Origin of the sequence: Bradyrhizobium sp. ISRA464 (assembly GCF_029910095.1) — a bacterium.
Lineage (GTDB): Bacteria > Pseudomonadota > Alphaproteobacteria > Rhizobiales > Xanthobacteraceae > Bradyrhizobium.
Map to the genome: position 1 here is coordinate 4,360,807 of NZ_CP094526.1, position 17,886 is coordinate 4,378,692.

Below are 17,886 nucleotides of genomic sequence, written 5' to 3' on the forward strand. Positions count from 1 at the left end.
GAATCCCCACCAACACCGAACAGAAAGCAGCAAGGCTTCCTCTATGAGTGGCTTCAAGGAACCGGGTTTTGCCGACCGCCAGAAAGCGGCCAAGCAGGCGCGGCAGGACATCCTCAACAAGTTTCGCGCCCGGCCGGGGCCTGACGATCCGGCGGTGAAGGCGCGAGCCGAGGAGCGCGCGGCGATCGCGGAACGCCGCGCCAAAGCCAAGGAAGCCCGCGAGGCCGAGAAGGCCGAACAGAAGCGCCGCGAGGACGAAGCCGCTGCCGCCGAGGCAGCCCGGATCGCGCGCGAGAAGGAAGAAGAAGCCGCCCGGCAGGAGGCCCTCCTCGCCGAACAAAAGGCCAAACGCGACGCCCGCTACGCCGCGCGCAAGGAACGCGGCAAGAAGAAGCGGTAAGCGCGCAACAGGCCCGCCCCGGCGGCGGGCCTGGCGACGATGGCGTGACGGCGGCGATCAGTTCTTCTTCATCATGCCGTCGTCTTTCTTCATCATCCCGCCATCCTTCTTCATGGCGTCGTCCTTCTTCATCATGCCGCCTTCCTTCTTCATGTGATCCTTGGACATCGCGTCCTCCTTCTTCATCGCGTCGTCCTTGCCCATCTTGTCCTGAGCGAGCGCGGCCGGCGCGAGCGCGAGGCTGAACGAGAGGATCGCGGCCGAGAGGCCGATGCAGGTCTTGGTGGTCATGAGGGTCATCCCTTGTGTGAAGCGAATGTGAAAGCGACGACTGCCGCTCCCTGCTCGACGCACCCGGGCCATCAAACGTTACCTCAATAACAAACTCTTGAACCGCGGTGCCGCGCGAATGAGCACCACCCGCATGGGTTGAACTGCGATGCTGCGTCGTCGCGCCGCAGTGTGCGCCGCAGCAACGTCAAAGCTTGCCGCCATGCATCCGCTCGCACTATCAGGGCGCCTCGAACTATCAGACTAGAGAAGATTCGCGCGAAGACCGGCTATGGTGCGCCCGGCACCGGCCTAGCCAGCCACTCAAGAAGCTCACCAGGGGGAGACATCATGCTTACACGCCGCCACGTCCTCGCGTCCGCTCTGGCCGCACCCGCCATCCTGCGAATGGGCATCGGGACCGCGCACGCCGCGACCACGCTAAAGATCTCGCACCAGTTTCCCGGCGGCACCATCGACAAGGGCGACTTCCGCGACCGGCTGTGCAGGATGTTCGCGGCCGAGGTTGCGAAGCGCTCGGGCGGCGAGATCGCGGCCGAGGTCTATCCGAACTCGTCGCTGATCAAGACCAACGCGCAGTTCTCGGCGATGCGCAAGGGTGCGCTGGATATCAGCCTGTATCCGATGCCCTATGCCGGCGGCGAGCTGCCCGAGACCAATATCGGCCTGATGCCCGGGCTGGTGACGACCTACGATCAGGGGCTGCGCTGGAAGAAGGAGCCGGTCGGCAAGGCACTGAGCGATTTCCTCGCCGACAAAGGCATCCTGCTGCTGACATGGGTCTGGCAGGCCGGCGGCGTCGCCAGCCGCTCGAAGCCGATCGTTGCGCCGGAAGACGCCAAGGGCATGAAGGTGCGCGGCGGTTCGCGCGAGATGGACATGGTGCTGCAGACCGCCGGCGCCGCGGTGCTGTCGGTGCCCTCCAACGAAATCTATGCGGCGATGCAGACCGGCGCCTGCGATGCCGGCATCACCTCCTCCACCAGCCTGATCTCGTTCCGTCTCGAAGAGGTCGCGAAATCGCTGACTTCGGGTGCCGGCGCCTCCTACTGGTTCATGCTGGAGCCGCTGATGATGTCGAAGGCGATCTTCGACAAGCTGCCGAAGAACCAGCAGGACATCATCCTGGCGGTCGGCACGGAGCTCGAGGCCTTCGGCCGCAAGGGCGCGCAGGACGACGACGCCGAGGTCGCCAAGGTCTACGAGAAGGCCGGCGCCAAGGTCAGCGCACTCGATGCCGCCACCGTTAGCAAGTGGCGCGACATCGCGCGCGATACCGCCTGGAAGGACTACGGCGCCAAGACGGCGACGGCAGCCAAGCTCCTGAAGCTCGCAAGCGACGTCGCCGCATGATGCATGGTCCGATCGCGGATCAACCGGAAGCCGCACATATGGCCACGGGCAGCTCGCCCGTGGCTGTTCTCGAGCGCGCGCTTCGTATCTGCAACAACATCATCGTGGTGTTCGCCGCGATCGCCCTGGTCGCGGCCTGCATCATCCTGAGCTACAGCGTGCTCGGGCGTGCGCTCTTCCACATGGCCAATTACTGGCAGGACGAGGCCGCAGTGTTCCTCCTGGTCGGCGCTACCTTCATGACCTCGGCCTATGTGCAGAGCCAGCGCGGTCACGTCAGCATCGAGGCGTTTGTCGGCCTGCTCTCGCCACGGGCCAATCGGGTCCGGCTGTGGCTGGTCGATGCCGCGAGCCTTGCGTTCTGCACCTTCTTCGCCTGGAAGTCGTGGACCCTGGCGCACGAGGCCTATGTCGATGGCCAGGTCTCGAACTCGATGTGGTCGCCGCCGCTCGCGATCCCCTATGGGCTGATGGCACTTGGCATGAGCCTGCTCTGTGTGCAGATCCTGCTGCAGATCCTCGTTCCGCTGACCGGTGGCGGCCGCCGATGACCGTGTTCGGAATTGGCATCTCCTACGGGCTTGCCACCCTGTTCGCGATGTTCTCGGGCATGCCCATTGCATTCGCCCTGGGCGCCGTCGCCGTCGTCTTCATGGCGATCTACATGCCCGCCGCCTCGCTCGATACGGTAACGCAGAACGTCTACGAGGAAATGGCGTCGATCACGCTGCTGTCGATCCCGCTGTTCATCCTGAAGGGCGCCGCGATCGGCAAATCCCGCGCCGGTCAGGACCTCTACTCGGCGCTGCATGCCTGGCTGCACCGCATTCCCGGCGGCCTCGGCGTCGCCAATGTGTTTGCCTGCGCGCTGTTCGCGGCGATGGCCGGCTCCTCGCCCGCGACCTGCTCGGCGATCGGTTCGGCCGGCATTCCCGAGATGCGCAAGCGCGGCTATTCCGGCGGCTTTGCCGCGGGCATCATCGCCGCCGGCGGCACGCTCGGCATCCTGTTGCCGCCCTCGATCACGATGATCCTGTTCGCGGTCGCCGCCGAGAAATCGCTGGGCCGGCTGTTCCTCGCCGGCATCGGTCCCGGCCTGCTGCTGGTGACGCTGTTCGGCCTCTACGCAGTGTTCCGCTTCCGGAAGGAATATGCTGCCGCCCGTGCCACCTATGACGCCACCGGCAAGGACGCCGCGATCTTGCAGCACGACGAGTTCACCATGGCCGAGCGCTTCAGCGTGCTGCCCCGCGTGATCCCGTTCGTGCTGCTGCTGACCGGTGTGATGATCGCGCTCTATGGAGGCTATGCGACCCCGTCGGAGACGGCCGGGCTCGGCGGCCTGCTGGCGCTCGCGCTGATTGCGGTGATCTACAGTGTGTGGCGGCCGAGCGACCTGTCGCCGATCCTGAGATCGACGATCCGCGAGTCCACCATGCTGATGCTGATCATCGGCATGTCGCTGCTCTATTCCTACGTGATGAGCTATTTGCACATCTCGCAGTCCGCGGCGGAATCGATTGTGGCGATGCATCTGCCGCGCTGGGAGCTGTTGTTCGCGATCCTGGTGATGGTGATCGTGCTCGGCTTCTTCCTGCCGCCGGTCTCGATCATCCTGATGACCGCGCCGATCATCCTGCCGCCGCTGCGCGCCGCCAATTTCGACATCATCTGGTTCGGCGTCGTCATGACCATCGTCATGGAGATGGGCTTGATCCATCCGCCGGTCGGCCTGAACATCTTCGTCATCCGCAACGTCGCGCCCGACATCTCCTTGAGCGAGGTGATCTGGGGCACGTTGCCGTTCGTGCTCCTGATGATGTTCGCGGTGCTGCTGCTCTGCATCTTCCCGGAAATCTCCACCTGGCTGCCGAACCTCGTCATGGGGTCGGAGGGAGGGGGATAGAACCTCTGTAGGATGGGTAGAGCGCAGCGAAACCCATCACGTTCGTGGGTTTCGCTACGGTCTAACCACGCTACGAAGCACGACGCTTCTTCGCATTGAGCGCGGAGGCGACGCGGCTTACTGGCGGCCGTCCCAGCAGTCTGCTGACCTCGTTCGTCGCGGCCAGCAGCTTCTCCATGTCGACGCCGGTTCTGATCCCCATGCCCTCGAGCATGTAGACCACATCCTCCGTTGCAACATTCCCGGTCGCGCCCGGGGCATACGGGCAGCCGCCGAGGCCGCCGGCCGCGGAATCGATGACACGGACGCCCTCCTCCATGCCGGCATAGATATTGGCGAGCGCCTGGCCGTAAGTGTCGTGAAAATGCATCGCGAGGTTGGCCATGGGAACGCTGCCGCCGACCGCACGCATCAGCTCCCGCGCCTTGACCGGCGTGCCGACGCCGATGGTGTCGCCGAGCGAGATTTCGTAGCAGCCGAGATCGAACAGCGTCCTGGCGACATCGACGACCGCCTGCGGCTTCACTTCGCCGTCGAACGGGCAGCCGAGCACGCAGGAGATATAGCCGCGCACCTTGATGCCGTCGGCTTTGGCGCGCGCCAGCACCGGTTTGAAGCGCTCGATCGACTCGGTGACCGAACAGTTGATGTTGGCGCGCGAGAAGCCCTCGGAGGCGGACGCGAACACCGCGATCACCTTGGCGCCAGCGGCCTGCGACGCCTCATAGCCCTTCTCGTTCGGCACCAGCACGTGGAACTCACCCTTGAGATGGCCGACGCCACGCAGCACGTCGGCGGATCCCATCATCTGCGGAACCGCCTTTGGCGATACGAACGCGCCGACCTCAACCGTCGGCAGGCCGGCGTCGATCAGGCGCTCGACGAACGCGATGCGGTCAGCGACGCTGATCGGCGTCTTCTCGTTCTGTAGCCCGTCGCGCGGGCCAACCTCGATGATGCTGATACGATCGCTCATGACTCAGCCAGCGGCTCCACCTCGGCAAGCTCAACGCCCTCGCCGACAATGTCGCCGACCTTGCATTTGAGCTTCTTCAGCACGCCCGCATAGGGTGCGCGCAGGGTCTGCTCCATCTTCATCACTTCCAGCGTGAGGATTGGCGCGCCCTTCTCGAGCGTCGCGCCTTCCTCGGCAAGCAGCGCCACCACGGTGCCCGGCAAGGGCGCGACGATTTTGTCCTCGCCGACCTGCTCCTCGCTCTCGCCGCCAAACGGGTCGACCCAATGCAGATCGAAACGGCCGTTGCGGGTGCGCAGGTAGAGCTCGTGGCCCTCGATCACCGACGCCACACGCGATTTCACGCCATTGAGCGTCAGGTCGAATCCGGCGTCATCGGGTGACGAGATAGTGAATGTCAGTTCACGCCCGCCGACGGACAGCGTCGACGGCCCGTTGCCGTAGTGCAGCGTGATGGTCTGCGCTGGCTCGTGGCCTTGCCGCAACGAGAAGACACGCTGGCGGCGGCCGACCGGCATCCAGCCGAAGGTCTGCCAGGGCGAGCTCGCCTCACTCCGCGCGGCCTTCTGCTCCTCGTTCACGATCGCAGCCACCGCTGCACAAAGCTCGAACTCTCCGGCCGCGCCTTTCTCGGCCGTCAGGTTCTTCAGCTCGCGCTCGATGAAGCCGGTATCGATCGTATTGGCGCGCGTGGCCGGATGCGTCACCAGCGCCGAGAGGAAGGGGATGTTGGTGACGATGCCGCGGACATCGGTCTCTTCCAGCCCGCGATTGAGCTTCTCGATCGCCGCCTGACGGGTCGGCGCCCAGGCGATCACCTTGGCGAGCATGGCGTCGTAATATGGCGACACGCTGTCGCCGCTGCGGTAACCGGCGTCGATACGCAGGCCGTCGCGTTGCGGCGGCGTCCGCCAGGTCTTGATGCGGCCAACTGACGGCATGAAGTTCTTCTGCGGATTTTCCGCGTAGACACGCGCCTCGATGGCGTGGCCGTTGAGCTTGACCTCATCCTGTTTCAGCGGCAGCGCCTCGCCGAACGCGACGCGGAGCTGCCATTCGACGAGATCGACGCCGGTGATCAGCTCGGTGACGGGATGCTCGACCTGCAAGCGGGTGTTCATCTCGATGAAGAACACGTCCTTGCCGTCGGAGACGAACTCGATCGTACCGGCGCCTACGTAGTTGACCGCACCGGCCGCCTTGCGCGCGGCTTCGCAGACCGTCTCACGCTGCGCGGCATTCAAGGTCGGCGACGGCGCCTCCTCGATCACCTTCTGGTGCCGCCGCTGCAGCGTGCATTCGCGCTCCCACAGCGAGAGCAGATTGCCATGGCTGTCACCAACGATCTGCACCTCGATATGGCGCGGGTTCTGCACGAATTTCTCGATCAGCATCCGGTCGTCGCCGAACGCCGCCTTGGCCTCGCGCTTGGCGCTGACGATCGCAGCCGACAGCTCGGCCGCCGAATTGACTACACGCATGCCGCGACCGCCGCCGCCGGCGGAGGCCTTCACCAACACCGGAAAGCCGATCCGGTTGGCAGCGTCGGCAAGAGTGGCCTCGTCCTGGGCTTCGCCATGATAGCCTGGCACCAGCGGCACACCGGCCTTCTCCATCAGCGCCTTGGAGCCTGACTTGGAGCCCATCGCCGTCATCATCTCGGCGGTCGGGCCGACGAATACCAATCCGGCCTCGAGACAGGCCTGGGCGAACTCGGCATTTTCCGAGAGGAAGCCATAACCAGGATGGACCGCCTCCGCGCCGGTCTCGCGGGTAGCCGCGATCACGCGCTCGATGTTGAGATAGCTGTCGCGCGCCCGCGCCGGCCCCAGCAGCACAGCCTCGTCGGCCAGCGCGATATGCATCGCATCGCGGTCGGCTTCGGAATAGACGGCGACCGTGCGCAGCCCCATGGCGCGCGCGGAGCGGATGACGCGGCAGGCGATTTCGCCGCGGTTGGCGATCAGAAGCGTGCGGAAGCGCCGGTAGAGTCTTGAGCGGTCCATGGTCACATCCTGAACAGGCCAAACTTCGTCGGCTCGATCGGCGCATTGACGGCGGCCGACAGCCCGAGCCCGAGCACCAAGCGGGTATCGGCGGGATCGATCACGCCGTCGTCCCACAGCCGCGCGGTGGCGTAATAGGGATTGCCCTGGCTCTCATACTGGGCGCGAATGGGAGCGCGGAATTTCTCCTCCTCTTCCGCCGACCAGGTCTCGCCCTTGGCCTCGATATTGTCGCGGCGGACCTGGCTCAGCACCATGGAGGCCTGCTCGCCGCCCATCACGGAGATGCGGGCATTGGGCCAGAGCCAGAGGAAGCGTGGGCTGTAGGCGCGGCCGCACATGCCGTAATTGCCGGCCCCGTAGGAGCCGCCGATCACGACGGTGAATTTCGGCACGCCGGCGGTGGCTACCGCGGTCACCAGCTTGGCGCCGTCACGGGCGATGCCGCCGGCCTCGTACTTCTTGCCGACCATGAAGCCGGTGATGTTCTGCAGGAACACCAGCGGAATGCCGCGCTGGCAACACAGCTCGATGAAGTGCGCGCCCTTCAGCGAACTCTCGCTGAACAGGATGCCGTTGTTGGCGATGATGCCGACCGGATAGCCCCAGATATGGGCGAAACCGCAAATCAGCGTGGTACCGTAGAGCCTCTTGAACTCGTCGAATTCGGAGCCGTCGACGATCCGCGCGATGATGTCGTGCACGTCGAACGGCTTGCGCCCATCGGCAGACACAACACCGTAGATTTCCTCAGCCGGAAACAGCGGCTCCTGGGGGGTGCGCATATTGAGCGGCGCCTTCGTCGGCTGCTTCAGCGTCCCCACGATGCGCCGGGCGATCCCGATCGCATGGGCATCGTTCTGCGCGTAGTGATCCGTGACGCCGGAGTGCCGCGAATGAACATCGGCGCCACCCAGTTCCTCGGCCGTGACGACCTCGCCGGTCGCAGCCTTCACCAGCGGCGGACCGCCGAGGAAGATGGTGCCCTGGTTGCGCACGATGATGCTCTCGTCCGACATCGCCGGCACATAGGCGCCGCCCGCGGTGCAGGAGCCCATCACGATCGCGATCTGCGGAATGCCGGCTGCAGACATCTGGGCCTGATTGTAGAAGATGCGCCCGAAATGCCGCTCATCGGGGAAGATCTCGTCCTGCAGCGGCAGGAACGCGCCGCCGGAATCCACCATGTAGACGCAGGGCAGATTGTTCTGCCGCGCGATGTCCTGGGCGCGGAGATGCTTCTTCACCGTCATCGGGTAGTAGGTCCCGCCCTTGATCGTGGCGTCGTTGGCGACGATGATGCATTCGCGCCCAGCAATGCGTCCGATGCCGGTGACAATGCTCGCCGAATGCACGTCGCCGCCATAGACACCATTGGCGGCCAGCGGCGACAGTTCCAGGAATGCCGTGCCGGGATCGATCAGAAGATCGACGCGATCGCGTGCCAACATCTTGCCGCGCGAGGTGTGGCGCTTGCGCGAGGTCTCGCCCCCGCCGCCGGCAACTTGATCGAGCTTGTCGCGGAGCTCCGCGACCAGGCCACGCATCACCTCGGCGTTATGCGCAAATTCTTGGGATGTCGGATCGATCGTCGAATGAAGCAGCATATGCGTTGCACGTCTCGTTGGTGATACCGTCAGGACTTGCGCAAAATAGATCATCGCGCCGGGCGGCGCGATAGACTGTGGATCTTCACGCCGTCTTGGTGAACAGCTCGCGGCCGATCAGCATGCGACGGATCTCGCTGGTGCCGGCGCCGATCTCATAGAGCTTGGCGTCGCGCAACAGGCGGCCGGTCGGATAGTCGTTGATGTAGCCGTTGCCGCCCAGGAGCTGGATCGCATCCAGTGCGCATTGGGTGGCCTTCTCGGCGGCGTAGAGGATCGCGCCGGCGGCATCCTCGCGCGTGGTCTCGCCGCGGTCGCAGGCCTTGGCCACCGCATAGACGTAGGCGCGCGAGGCGTTCATCGTGGTGTACATGTCGGCGATCTTGCCCTGCACCAGCTGGAACTCGCCGATCGGCTCGCCGAACTGCTTGCGCTCGTGAACATAAGGCAGCACCACATCCATGCAGGCCTGCATGATACCGATCGGACCGGCAGCCAGCACCGCGCGCTCATAGTCGAGGCCGGACATCAACACATTGACGCCGCGGCCGAGCTCGCCAAGCACGTTCTCCTGCGGCACCTCGCAATCCTCGAACACCAGTTCGCAGGTGTCTGAGCCGCGCATGCCGAGCTTGTCGAGCTTCTGCGCGGTGGAAAAGCCCTTCATGCCCTTTTCGATGATGAAAGCGGTGATGCCGCGCGGCCCGGCATTCGGATCGGTCTTGGCATAGACCACAAGCGTATCGGCGACGGGCCCGTTGGTGATCCACATCTTGTTGCCGTTCAGCACGAAGCGGTCGCCCTTCTTCTCGGCGCGGGTCTTCATCGAGACCACGTCCGAGCCGGCCGAGGGCTCCGACATCGCGAGTGAGCCGACATGCTCGCCCGAGATCAGCTTCGGCAGATACTTGCGCTTCTGCGTCTCGTTGCCATTGCGGCGGATCTGGTTGACGCAGAGGTTGGAATGCGCGCCGTAGGACAGGCCAACCGACGCGGATGCCCGCGAGATCTCTTCCAGCGCGACGCAATGCTCGAGATAGCCGAGGCCCGAGCCGCCATACTCCTCCTCGACCGTAATGCCGTGCAGGCCCAGCGCGCCGAGCTTCGGCCAAAGGTCGCGCGGAAACTGGTTGGAGCGATCGATCTCGGCCGCCCGCGGCGCGATCTCGTTGGTCGCGAAATCATGCACCGTCTCGCGGATCGCATCCGCGGTCTCGCCGAGGTCGAAATTGAACATTGCCGCCTGGTTCGAGGCCATGATCCCTCCCTTAGAGATTCATTCTGCAATTAAACGATCATACGTTTTTTTATTGGCTTCGCAAGCCATCGTGCTATGGTTTGCAAACGAACCCAGCAGCACATTGAATCTGCTAGGATTTTGTGCAATAAACATACGGTCGTTCGCTTGTTTCCGAGATATCCGCTGCAAGCCAACACCCATCCGAGGCTTCGATGGCACGCACGATCGGCTCACACGGTCCCAAGACGCTGGAGGCGATCCGCAAGGCCGGCGTGCGCCTGATCTACGAGCACGGCTATGAGGCGATGAGCCTGCGCCAGCTCGCCGCCGAGGTCGGCATCCAGGCCGGCTCGCTCTACAATCATATCAGCACCAAGCAGGATCTGTTGTTCGACCTGGTGCAGGACCATATCAACGATCTCCTGCGCCAGCTCGATCATGCGCTCGACGGAAAGGCCGATCCAGTCGAAAAGCTGCGTGCCTTCGTCGCCTTCCACGTCACCTACCACATGACGCGGAAACGCGAGGTCTTCATCGCCAATTCCGAGCTGCGCAGTCTCGAGCCGAAGAACTATGAGGCCGTTGTGGCGCTGCGCGGCGCCTACGAGCAGCGGCTGGCCCAGATCCTCACCGACGGGGTGTCCGAAGGCGTCTTTGAGGTCGTCGACATCCAGGTCGCGACCTTTGCGATCATCGCGCTCCTGACCGGGCTTTGCACCTGGTATCGCCCCGGAGGCCGGTTGACGAAGGAGGCGATCGTCGCAGCGCATGAGAAGCTCGTGCTGTCAGGTGTCGGCGCAGCGCCGGCTGAAGCGGGCGAAGTGCGCAGGAGCAGCGAGGGTCTCCGCAGCGCTGTGGCGGGTGAGCGCCCGTGACAGAACGCCAACAGTTCGATGACATCGACCTCAGGATCCTGTCCGAACTGCAGAACGACGGCCGGATCAGGATCAACGAACTCGCAGCCCGCGTCGGCATCACCGCCCCACCCTGTCTCCGCCGGGTCAGGGCGCTGCGCAGCCGCGGGGTGATCCGGGCCGTCCGCGCGACCCTCGACGAACGGATGCTTGGCTATGAAGTCACGACCTTCGTCCTGATCCAGCTCGAGAGCCAGACGCTTTCGGCGATCGAGGCGTTTGAGGCCGCCGTGGCGGCGGTGCCGCGGTTTCTGCAGTGCTGGCGGATCTCGGGCGACGCCGATTTCATGCTCAAATGCGTCGCACCTGATGTCAACGACATGCGTCAGCAGCTCCTGCAGTTCGCAAGCCTGCCGAATGTTCGCAAAATCAGAAGCTTTCCGGTCCTCGGCGTCTCGAAAGACGCGCCGTTGCCGATCCCCGGCAGCCTGGCCGCTCCAAGCCCGGCGACCTAATCTCCGGAATGGCCCTAGTGAGTCCAGGGCTCCCAGCGGCGGAACGCGAAATTGTCGGCATAGGCGATCTGGCGAGGCGCCGATGCCTGCGGCTCGATCACCTGGTAGGCGATGCCCTTGCGCTCGCAATAGGCGACCGCTTCTTCCTTGGTCTCGAACCGGAGCGAGAGCTGCTGCTTCATGTCGGTGGACGAGGTCCAGCCCATCAGCGGCTCCACGGTGCGCGGCTGCTCCGGCTCGTAATCCAGTTGCCAGTCCTTGGCCGTGGCGCGTCCCGATTGCATCGCGTTTTTGGCGGGCTTAAAAATGCGTGCGGTCATGGATGGTCGGGCCTCGTGGGATATGCAACATGAAGCGAATGGAGGAAACCGCCGGGATAGTATAGAGACACCGCTCAGCGATGTGATCGGTGATTCCCCATCCCGGATGTTACCTTCGCCGGACCGATATAGTCATTCTACCGCGCTGTGACAATCTGGGCCTCGGGGCTTCCCGCGGCCGGCAGCGCGGCCTTCTCGAAAGCGTCACCTCGAAGAAGCGGCCCATGGAAATCCACGCCACCCTGCCCGAAAAAGGACGTGACCTCCGGCTCGACCTGTTCCGGGGAATCGCGAACTGGGCGATCTATCTCGACCACATCCCCGACAATGTCGTGAACTGGATCACGACGCGGAATTACGGGTTCAGCGACGCCGCTGACCTCTTCGTCTTCATCTCCGGCTACACAGCATCCTTCGTCTATGCCCGCATGATGCTGGAGCGGGGCTTCATCGTCGGCGCCACGCGGCTGACCAAGCGCGTCTGGCAACTTTATGTCGCCCACATCATCCTGTTCGTGATCTACATCGCTTCGATCAGCTATCTCGCGCTGCGTTTCGGCGATTCCGAGATGATCAACGAGTTCAACGTCGCGGGCCTCGTCGACAACGCGACCGAGACGTTGCGGCAGGGCCTGTTCCTCAAGTTCAAGCCGGTTAACCTCGACGTGCTGCCGCTCTACATCGTGCTGATGGGGCTGTTCCCGCCGGTGCTGTGGTTCATGCTGCGGCAGCCGAACTGGACCATGCTGGCCTCGCTGGTGCTGTGGCTGGTGTCGCGGCATATGGGCTGGAACCTGCCGGCCTACCCGGCCGGGACCTGGTACTTCAATCCGTTCTGCTGGCAGGTGCTGTTCGTGTTCGGATCGTGGTGCGCGCTCGGCGGCGCGCGCCGGAACATGCACATCATCAACTCGCGCTACACGCTCTGGTTCTGCATCGCCTATCTGATCTTCGGGCTGATCATGACCATGGCCGGGCGATTCCCCGAGTTCGGCGCGATGTTCCCGGACTGGCTCTATTCGGCCTTCAACCCGAACGACAAAACCAACCTCGCGCCCTATCGCTTCCTGCACTTCGCGGTGATCGTGGTGCTGGTAATCCGCTTCATTCCGAAGGACTGGGAGGCGCTGGAGTGGAAGATGTTCGACCCGCTGATCGTGTGCGGCCAGCAATCTCTCGCGGTGTTCTGCGTCGGCGTGTTCCTGTCCTTCGTCGGCCATTTCGAGCTGTCGATGAGCTCGGGCTCGCTGTTCGCCCAGATCTTCGTCAGCATCTCCGGCATCGCGATCATGACGATCGTCGCCTATTACATCTCCTGGTCGAAGCGGCAGGACAAGCCGGTCAAGCCGCCGGCCCCCGCCAAGCCGCCGGCGCCAGCCAAGGCGGGTTGACTGTCGTCGTCACTTGCCCGGCGGCCGCCCCTTGCCGCCCGGCTGGCCGCTCCGCCACCTGCCTTTTGACGAGAACGCGTCCCAGGTGGCGGTCCAGCTATATTCGACGGCTGGCGCACTGGCAGCCATCGATGTTCACCCGCGCAACAAATCGAGGCCATGTTGCACGGCGCGGAATTTGCCATGGACGCGGCTTCTTCGCCGCAGCTCCTGATCACGATCGCTGCGCGCTGGGCGCGGCATGGAGCCGCGCGCTTCTGGATAGCCCTCGCTCTCCGCCCTCGTGTGATGCGCGCGGAGCGTGATCAGCCGGCGCGTCCGCCCTCCGGCGGGGCCGTCGTCGCGACGATAGTTGTGACGTCGCCAAACGTCCTCATGACCGGCGCAACGACCTTGTGCATCTTGTTCTTCGAAATCAACGCATCGTGCAGCACGAGGTGATCGATGCCTGTGGTGAGGAAGCAGTTCACGGCGTCCTCAGGCGTCTCGATGATCGGCTCGCCCTTGACGTTGAAGGAGGTGTTGATCAGCACCGGCACGCCGGTCAGCGCCTCGAACTCCTTCAAGAGGCGGTAAAGCATCGGGTTGGTCGCCTCCCGCACACTCTGGACTCGCGCCGAGCCGTCGACGTGCACGACCCCTGGAATCCTGTCGCGCCATTCCGGCCGCACCGGTTTTGCGATCAGCATGAAGGGCGAGTCTTCCTCTCCCTCGAAAACCTCCTTCATGCGCTCCGCGAGCACGATCGGCGCGAACGGACGAAACGCCTGCCGGTGCTTGACCCGGCTGTTGAGGATGTCCTTCATTTCGGCCCGGCGCGGATCGGCGAGCAGGCTGCGGTTGCCGAGCGCGCGCGGACCGAACTCCGACCGCCCCTGAAACCAGCCGATCACGCGCTGATCGGCGAGCAGCCTAGCGGTGTCGCGGCAGATGTTGTCGCTGCGCCTGGCATCGATCTGGACGCGGACCAGGAAGTTCTGCAGCGCCGCGGCCACCTCGTTGTCGCCGTAGGGCCTGCCGACATAGGCGTGGTCCATCACGAAACAGCGCCGCTGCTTGAGGATCTCGAGCCAGCCATAATAGGCGCAGCCGATGGCGATGCCATCGTCGCCGGCGGCCGGCTGGATCCAGATGTTCTCGAAGCCCGCCTCTCGCGCGATGCGTCCGTTCGCCACGCAATTCAGCGCAACGCCACCGGCGATACAGAGGTTCTTGGCGCCCGTGGTCTCGCGCAGCCAGCGCGCACGCGCCAGCAGCACGTTCTCGGTATCATCCTGCACACGCCAGGCGATGTCCTCCCAGTGCCGCATCGCCGGGCTCTTCTCCCAGCTGCCGCTGTCGAGCACATAGGGCTGCTGGTTCTCGGCAGTCCAGAACGGCACTTTCAGCTTACCATCCGTCATCTCGAGCAAGTGGCCGACCTGCTCGCGGCGCCCGTAGGGCGCAAGCCCCATCAACTCGCCGCACTTGTTCCAGTCGCCGAACACATAGGTCGAGACACGACTGTAGAGCGCGCCGAGGCCCGGCATGTTGTAGAATTCGTCGCTCAGCAGGCCACGGGCCGGCTCCATGAAGACCTTCTTCAGGCATTCCAGCCTGACGTCGTCGAACCTGTAGTAGCTCTCGGATTCGCGCGCCAGCGGGCTGCCGCCATCGTCGGAAGGATAAGATTCCATCGCATCGGCGCGATAGCTGCCGACACCATCGACGATCATCACCGCACCATCCCGGAACGGCGACACCGCGAACGCGCTGTAAGCGTGCGCGAGGTGATGCGAGATCGACACCACCTTGTCGGATCCGGAGCGAAACAGCGGGTGCTTCATCGCCTCGTTCCGCTCGGCGATCGGCAGGAAACCCGACATATCCTGATGGACCAGCCGCTCTTCCATCTCCGGCACCGGCAGGATGTAGCTGTTGCGCACGACGAGATCGACATCGTCGAGCGTGATGCCCTCGGCCCCGAGGCAATAGTCGATCACCTCCTTGTAGAACCCGGATGCATGCTTCTCCCGCGTGATCCGTTCCTTGGAGATCGCGAATGCGATGGCGCCGTCGCGCAGCAAGCAGGCGCTCACATCATGGTCGTAGCTGTTGAGACCAAGGACGTAGGTGTGTTGTTTGGGCATGGACACTCTTCGGAGGGCGGCTCGCGATGTTCACAGATTACGATCGTGTCGACTTCAAGTTCTCGGCGCGGATTCCTTGTCTCCAATTCTGCGGCGCACAAATCCAATCGATGCAGATCAAGATGAACAGAATGAACGGCAGATGAACGACATGATGAACGCAGCAACATGATCATCCATCGCAAACAGCACTGTAACTTGACCCGACCTGTTCGTCTCAATAGGCTCACAAAGCTCGTAAGAACGTTAGTGAAGATATTGTCTTAGCGCATCCGAACCGATGTCGGTGTCGCGCGTCTAAGCAAGACAGCCAGCATCGGTGCTGATGTCTGGAAGTGATCCGGAGATTCTCGAATGACGAAACGCTACAATGTCCTGACGCGCTGCCTTGCGGCGGTCGCTTTGCTGTTCGTCTATGTCGCGAGTTCGTCCGCCATTCTGTTGGGTGCGACGACCACGCCGGCACAGGCGCAATGGCGCGGACGCGGTTGGGGCTATCGCGGCGGCTGGGGTTATCGCGGCGGCTGGTATCGCGGCCGTGGCTACTATCCCCGCGGGTACGGTTTCTACCGGCCCGGTCCCCGTTGCTGGTGGACCCCGCGCGGCGTTCGCGTTTGCCGGTGGTAACAACCTCCGGTCCCGCGCAAACGAACCCACAACACGACATCAGGTGCGCCGGTTCCGGCGCACCTGATTTTTTGTGCCAGGAGATTTCCGCTGCCGGGCAAGAAAGAGCCCCGGATGGACACCGGGGCTCCAGTCCACGGGAGAGAACTGCGGAAGCGATGAAATCGACGACGAACTGCCTGCTCCGTCATCGAATGCGCTTACGACCACTGCGTGTATTAAAGCCGCATCTAGCTGTCTAAAGCTGTAGCCCTGAGGCAACAATCGGCTGGAATGATCGGCGCGCCAGGGTTCCGCGGGGACAATGCGACTGGAACCGAGCGAGCCTAGCCATCGAGGATCGCAACCGCCCTCGTCCATCCCGCCGACGCGCGCTCGATCTTCACAGGGAAGCACGACACCATGAATCCGGTGGACGGAAGCTGCTCGAGATTGTGCAGCTTCTCGATGTGACAGTAGCCGATGTGCCGCCCAGCCTTGTGACCTTCCCAGATCAGACTGGCGTCCTTCGTCTCGGCGTATTTCTTCGCGGTGTAAACGAACGGCGCATCCCAGCTCCAGCCGTCGATGCCGGTCAGCCGCACACCCCGCTCGAGCAGATACATCGTCGCCTCGTAGCCCATGCCGCAGCCCGAATTGACGTAGTCGGGGCGACCGTATTTGGCGCCGGCACTGGTGTTGACGACGACGATCTCCAGCGGCGACAGCGTGTGGCCGATGCGCTTGAGCTCGGTCTCAACATCCTTCGCGGTCGCGACGTAACCATCCGGCAGGTGCCGGAAGTCGAGCTTCACGCCCGGCTGGAAGCACCATTCCAGCGGCACCTCATCGATGGTCCAGGACCGCTCGCCGCGGTTCATGGTCGGATGGAAATGCCAGGGTGCATCGAGATGCGTGCCGTTGTGGGTGGAGAGCGAGACCTGCTCAACGGCCCAGCCCTGCCCGTCCGGCAGATCCTCGGCCTTCAATCCCTCGAAGAACTGCAACATGCGGGGCAGGCCCTGCTGGTGGTCGATGTATTGAATAGTCGGGTGGTTACCGGGCGGATCGGCCGGAACGTCATTCTGCAGGGGAACGGAGATATCGATCAGTGTGCGCGCCATGGCGGTCCTCGCTGATTGTTCTCGTCGGGCCGCTCTACCCTGCCAGCCCGTTCGCGCGATCGGCAAGCCACATCCGCTCGACCCGGATAACGCGCGCCGCAGGTCAGCGTGCAAGCCAAGCCGCTGCGAACGCCGCTGCCTGCCCTTGAACCTTCGGGGCGGCAGGCACGACTGATGAGTGCTGGGGATTTGAGGGCCCAGTCTTTCGTGCGGCGCCCGCCTGGACGAACATACTACGTCCAGGCGGCGCTGATGCATTCCACGATGCAATCTCTGGCTTATGATCATGCCGGCTGTGCTGGCCCTTCGGTCCCGATTGCCGCCGGCCGAAGTCCTGCCCCGCCGAGCGAGGTTCTCCTCGAGGGCTGGCAGCAACTCTGCACGGGGGCACCCCTGGCCGCTCCGGGAGGGTCCGGGCGATCGCAATGAGATAGGGTGAATGGTCGGGGCAGCTGGATTCGAACCAACGACCTGCAGTACCCAAAACTGCCGCGCTACCAGGCTGCGCTATACCCCGACATTTCCGAGAGACCTGTCGATACACGCATAAGTCGGCGCCAGCAAGGCACCGCGTCGGGTCTTTCAGCGGCCGTTGAACAGGGGATGCGCCACCCGGTCGCCCGGCTGGATGCCGTACTTCTGCGCGGTCCCCGCGATCACCTCCAGGACGCCCTTCGCGAGCCCCCGCGACGGAATGATCTTCGTCGACAGCGGCTCGGTGTTCTCGGCGATCCGCAGGATGCGGCCATCGGCGCGAATGAAGATCATGTCAAGCGGGATATAGGTGTTCTTCATCCACATCGACACCTCCTGCTCCGGCGAGAAGTCGAACAGCATGCCTTTGCCGTCGGCCAGCTCCTTCCGGTACATCAGGCCGGTTTCCTTCTCCCGCTCCGTGGTCGCCAGTTCGACCGAGAAGACGTGAACACCCGACTTGGTGACGATCTCAAGCGGCTCGAAAGTTGCGGCCTGTGCCCTCGGGCCAGCCAGCGCGCCGAACAGGATGACGAGTGCGGCCACTAGCAAAGGGCGCAGCCGCCCGGCAAACGAAGCAAAATTCATCGATAAATACTCACGTCGGGGAGGTTGTCCGGGCGGACCCTAACCCGACGATCGCGGCAAATGCCAGAGCCTTGGGGGCAGCCCGGCGGCTCACGTTTCCGTCAGG

General features: G+C 63.8%; 17 protein-coding genes and 1 tRNA gene. 8 read left to right on the forward strand and 10 right to left on the reverse strand.

Going from position 1 to position 17,886, the window contains the following annotated elements:
- Positions 1 to 43: 43 nt before the first annotated feature.
- A complete protein-coding gene (locus MTX19_RS20525; RefSeq protein ID WP_280979036.1) occupies positions 44 to 400 on the forward strand; it encodes a DUF6481 family protein in 357 nt (118 codons plus the stop codon).
- A 57-nt stretch (positions 401 to 457) separates the two neighbouring features.
- Here MTX19_RS20525 and MTX19_RS20530 read toward each other — a convergent pair whose 3' ends face one another.
- Positions 458 to 700, reverse strand: a complete 243-nt coding sequence (locus MTX19_RS20530; RefSeq protein WP_280971708.1) for a pentapeptide MXKDX repeat protein — start codon at positions 698 to 700, stop codon at positions 458 to 460.
- 321 nt (positions 701 to 1,021) lie between these two features.
- Here MTX19_RS20530 and dctP point away from each other — a divergent pair, with 321 nt between their 5' ends.
- From dctP to MTX19_RS20545, 3 genes are read left to right on the forward strand one after another with little or no spacing between them, the layout of a single operon-like run.
- Positions 1,022 to 2,044 (forward strand): TRAP transporter substrate-binding protein DctP, encoded by a 1,023-nt coding sequence (gene dctP, locus MTX19_RS20535; protein ID WP_280979037.1) that lies wholly within the window; start codon positions 1,022 to 1,024, stop codon positions 2,042 to 2,044.
- On the forward strand, positions 2,041 to 2,595 hold the full coding sequence (locus tag MTX19_RS20540) for a TRAP transporter small permease (RefSeq protein WP_280979038.1): 555 nt from the start codon (positions 2,041 to 2,043) through the stop codon (positions 2,593 to 2,595). Before dctP ends, MTX19_RS20540 begins: the two co-directional genes overlap by 4 nt.
- Positions 2,592 to 3,950, forward strand: coding sequence for a TRAP transporter large permease (locus MTX19_RS20545; RefSeq protein ID WP_280979039.1), 1,359 nt, complete (start codon positions 2,592 to 2,594; stop codon positions 3,948 to 3,950). The genes MTX19_RS20540 and MTX19_RS20545 overlap by 4 nt, the downstream gene beginning before the upstream one ends.
- Before the next feature lie 70 nt (positions 3,951 to 4,020).
- Here MTX19_RS20545 and MTX19_RS20550 read toward each other — a convergent pair whose 3' ends face one another.
- From MTX19_RS20550 to MTX19_RS20565, 4 genes are all read right to left on the reverse strand, one after another.
- Positions 4,021 to 4,926, reverse strand: coding sequence for a hydroxymethylglutaryl-CoA lyase (locus MTX19_RS20550; RefSeq protein ID WP_280979040.1), 906 nt, complete (start codon positions 4,924 to 4,926; stop codon positions 4,021 to 4,023).
- Positions 4,923 to 6,932, reverse strand: a complete 2,010-nt coding sequence (locus MTX19_RS20555; RefSeq protein WP_280979041.1) for an acetyl/propionyl/methylcrotonyl-CoA carboxylase subunit alpha — start codon at positions 6,930 to 6,932, stop codon at positions 4,923 to 4,925. The genes MTX19_RS20550 and MTX19_RS20555 overlap by 4 nt, the downstream gene beginning before the upstream one ends.
- Before the next feature lie 2 nt (positions 6,933 to 6,934).
- Positions 6,935 to 8,539: a carboxyl transferase domain-containing protein gene (locus MTX19_RS20560; protein ID WP_280979042.1), complete on the reverse strand. Its 1,605-nt coding sequence runs from the start codon at positions 8,537 to 8,539 to the stop codon at positions 6,935 to 6,937.
- 85 nt (positions 8,540 to 8,624) lie between these two features.
- Positions 8,625 to 9,797 (reverse strand): isovaleryl-CoA dehydrogenase, encoded by a 1,173-nt coding sequence (locus MTX19_RS20565; protein WP_280979043.1) that lies wholly within the window; start codon positions 9,795 to 9,797, stop codon positions 8,625 to 8,627.
- Positions 9,798 to 9,991: 194 nt separating this feature from the next.
- Here MTX19_RS20565 and MTX19_RS20570 point away from each other — a divergent pair, with 194 nt between their 5' ends.
- Both MTX19_RS20570 and MTX19_RS20575 read left to right on the forward strand, forming a co-directional pair.
- On the forward strand, positions 9,992 to 10,654 hold the full coding sequence (locus MTX19_RS20570) for a TetR/AcrR family transcriptional regulator (protein WP_280979044.1): 663 nt from the start codon (positions 9,992 to 9,994) through the stop codon (positions 10,652 to 10,654).
- Positions 10,651 to 11,148, forward strand: a complete 498-nt coding sequence (locus tag MTX19_RS20575) for an Lrp/AsnC family transcriptional regulator (protein WP_280979045.1) — start codon at positions 10,651 to 10,653, stop codon at positions 11,146 to 11,148. The genes MTX19_RS20570 and MTX19_RS20575 overlap by 4 nt, the downstream gene beginning before the upstream one ends.
- A gap of 14 nt (positions 11,149 to 11,162) precedes the next feature.
- Here the strand turns inward: MTX19_RS20575 and MTX19_RS20580 are convergent, their stop codons facing one another.
- A complete protein-coding gene (locus MTX19_RS20580) occupies positions 11,163 to 11,468 on the reverse strand; it encodes an ETC complex I subunit (protein ID WP_280979046.1) in 306 nt (101 codons plus the stop codon).
- A gap of 224 nt (positions 11,469 to 11,692) precedes the next feature.
- Between MTX19_RS20580 and MTX19_RS20585 the strand changes: the two genes are divergently transcribed.
- Positions 11,693 to 12,859, forward strand: coding sequence for an OpgC domain-containing protein (locus MTX19_RS20585; protein WP_280979047.1), 1,167 nt, complete (start codon positions 11,693 to 11,695; stop codon positions 12,857 to 12,859).
- Between the two features lie 305 nt (positions 12,860 to 13,164).
- On the opposite strand, the gene MTX19_RS20590 is transcribed toward MTX19_RS20585, so the two are convergent.
- On the reverse strand, positions 13,165 to 14,988 hold the full coding sequence (locus MTX19_RS20590; RefSeq protein ID WP_280979048.1) for a carbamoyltransferase C-terminal domain-containing protein: 1,824 nt from the start codon (positions 14,986 to 14,988) through the stop codon (positions 13,165 to 13,167).
- Between the two features lie 354 nt (positions 14,989 to 15,342).
- Here MTX19_RS20590 and MTX19_RS20595 point away from each other — a divergent pair, with 354 nt between their 5' ends.
- A complete protein-coding gene (locus MTX19_RS20595; RefSeq protein ID WP_280979049.1) occupies positions 15,343 to 15,615 on the forward strand; it encodes a hypothetical protein in 273 nt (90 codons plus the stop codon).
- 326 nt (positions 15,616 to 15,941) lie between these two features.
- Here the strand turns inward: MTX19_RS20595 and MTX19_RS20600 are convergent, their stop codons facing one another.
- The 3 genes from MTX19_RS20600 to MTX19_RS20610 form a co-directional block, all read right to left on the reverse strand.
- Positions 15,942 to 16,718, reverse strand: coding sequence for a cyclase family protein (locus MTX19_RS20600; protein ID WP_280979050.1), 777 nt, complete (start codon positions 16,716 to 16,718; stop codon positions 15,942 to 15,944).
- Between the two features lie 440 nt (positions 16,719 to 17,158).
- Positions 17,159 to 17,235: transfer RNA gene (locus MTX19_RS20605), tRNA-Pro, on the reverse strand.
- A gap of 65 nt (positions 17,236 to 17,300) precedes the next feature.
- Positions 17,301 to 17,780 carry a DUF192 domain-containing protein gene (locus MTX19_RS20610; protein ID WP_280979051.1) on the reverse strand — a complete coding sequence of 160 codons (480 nt, stop codon included), beginning with the start codon at positions 17,778 to 17,780 and terminating at the stop codon, positions 17,301 to 17,303.
- Between the last annotated feature and the right edge of the window lie 106 nt (positions 17,781 to 17,886).

Coding starts and splice junctions, on each gene's coding strand:
- MTX19_RS20600 (WP_280979050.1), bottom strand. CDS start 16,718: ATGGCGCGCACACTGATCGATATCTCCGTTCCCCTGCAGAATGACGTT.
- MTX19_RS20530 (WP_280971708.1), bottom strand. CDS start 700: ATGACCCTCATGACCACCAAGACCTGCATCGGCCTCTCGGCCGCGATC.
- MTX19_RS20545 (WP_280979039.1), top strand. CDS start 2,592: ATGACCGTGTTCGGAATTGGCATCTCCTACGGGCTTGCCACCCTGTTC.
- MTX19_RS20540 (WP_280979038.1), top strand. CDS start 2,041: ATGATGCATGGTCCGATCGCGGATCAACCGGAAGCCGCACATATGGCC.
- MTX19_RS20525 (WP_280979036.1), top strand. CDS start 44: ATGAGTGGCTTCAAGGAACCGGGTTTTGCCGACCGCCAGAAAGCGGCC.
- MTX19_RS20610 (WP_280979051.1), bottom strand. CDS start 17,780: ATGAATTTTGCTTCGTTTGCCGGGCGGCTGCGCCCTTTGCTAGTGGCC.
- MTX19_RS20585 (WP_280979047.1), top strand. CDS start 11,693: ATGGAAATCCACGCCACCCTGCCCGAAAAAGGACGTGACCTCCGGCTC.
- MTX19_RS20590 (WP_280979048.1), bottom strand. CDS start 14,988: ATGCCCAAACAACACACCTACGTCCTTGGTCTCAACAGCTACGACCAT.
- MTX19_RS20565 (WP_280979043.1), bottom strand. CDS start 9,797: ATGGCCTCGAACCAGGCGGCAATGTTCAATTTCGACCTCGGCGAGACC.
- MTX19_RS20550 (WP_280979040.1), bottom strand. CDS start 4,926: ATGAGCGATCGTATCAGCATCATCGAGGTTGGCCCGCGCGACGGGCTA.
- dctP (WP_280979037.1), top strand. CDS start 1,022: ATGCTTACACGCCGCCACGTCCTCGCGTCCGCTCTGGCCGCACCCGCC.
- MTX19_RS20595 (WP_280979049.1), top strand. CDS start 15,343: ATGACGAAACGCTACAATGTCCTGACGCGCTGCCTTGCGGCGGTCGCT.
- MTX19_RS20560 (WP_280979042.1), bottom strand. CDS start 8,539: ATGCTGCTTCATTCGACGATCGATCCGACATCCCAAGAATTTGCGCAT.
- MTX19_RS20570 (WP_280979044.1), top strand. CDS start 9,992: ATGGCACGCACGATCGGCTCACACGGTCCCAAGACGCTGGAGGCGATC.
- MTX19_RS20580 (WP_280979046.1), bottom strand. CDS start 11,468: ATGACCGCACGCATTTTTAAGCCCGCCAAAAACGCGATGCAATCGGGA.
- MTX19_RS20555 (WP_280979041.1), bottom strand. CDS start 6,932: ATGGACCGCTCAAGACTCTACCGGCGCTTCCGCACGCTTCTGATCGCC.